The sequence below is a fragment of the Kitasatospora sp. NPDC029312 genome, from assembly GCF_055569215.1.
Genome location: NZ_JBVHXY010000089.1, coordinates 3370 through 4149, shown reverse-complemented (window position 1 = coordinate 4149; position 780 = coordinate 3370). Strand labels below are relative to the sequence as shown.

The following is a 780-nucleotide window of genomic DNA, read 5'->3' as shown; positions in this document are numbered from 1 at the left end:
TCCGCGGAGACCACCACGGTGTGGGACACCCCGGGGGTGTTGTCCACGAAATTGGTGATCAGCCAGTTCAGGTTCTGTGCGGCCTGGCTCATCTGAGTCAACTCAACGCTCCTGGTGGTTCGAGCCGCCGAAGAGATCGGTGCTCCGGTTCTGTCCGTTGCCGGACTGGTCTACCTGATCGGGGTCGATCCGGAAGCTTCCGGTGTTGCCGGCGCTGCGGCCCTGCTCGACACCGCGGCGCAGGTTGGTGAGGCGGCCACGGACCTCCTCGGGGCTGCGGGAGACCTGCGGCCCGTCCTGCGGGGTGGGCTTGGCGTTGCCGGGCACCAGGTTCTGCCGCGGCACGCGCCGGGGCAGACCGGCACCGGTGGTGCCGCTGGTGGAGGGCTCGCGCACCTGCTCGGCGCGCTGCCAGTTGCCGTCGTTCGGCGACTGCCAGGCGGAGTTGGCGGTCGGGCCGGTCGGGCCGTAACCGCCGAGGGCGGACACGTCGTGGCCGCGCGGCTCCAGGGACGAGGAGGTGTCCTTGGCGCCGGCGAACCAGTTGGGGCTCTCACCGGTCGGGGCGGCGGGGGCCGGGGCGGCGCCGAGGCCACCGGCCGCCAGCTGCTGGCCGGGGCGGCGCTGGGGAAGCCCGGACGGCAGGGTGGCGGAGGAGCCCGCGGCGGGACCGGCGGCGGGCAGCGCCGGCGGCTCCGGGGCGTACGGGTGGCCGGCCGGGGCCTCGTCGGCCTGGCGGCCGTACCCGTCCTGGGCGTACCCGTCCTGCTGGTAGCCGCC

At 74.7% G+C, this 780-nt stretch carries 2 pseudogenes; both read right to left on the bottom strand.

Annotated elements, in window-relative coordinates:
* Positions 1 to 92 (bottom strand): annotated as a pseudogene (locus tag ACZ4WV_RS35345) (roadblock/LC7 domain-containing protein); the annotation flags it as partial.
* A 10-nt stretch (positions 93 to 102) separates the two neighbouring features.
* A pseudogene (locus ACZ4WV_RS35340) lies at positions 103 to 780 on the bottom strand (hypothetical protein); the annotation flags it as partial.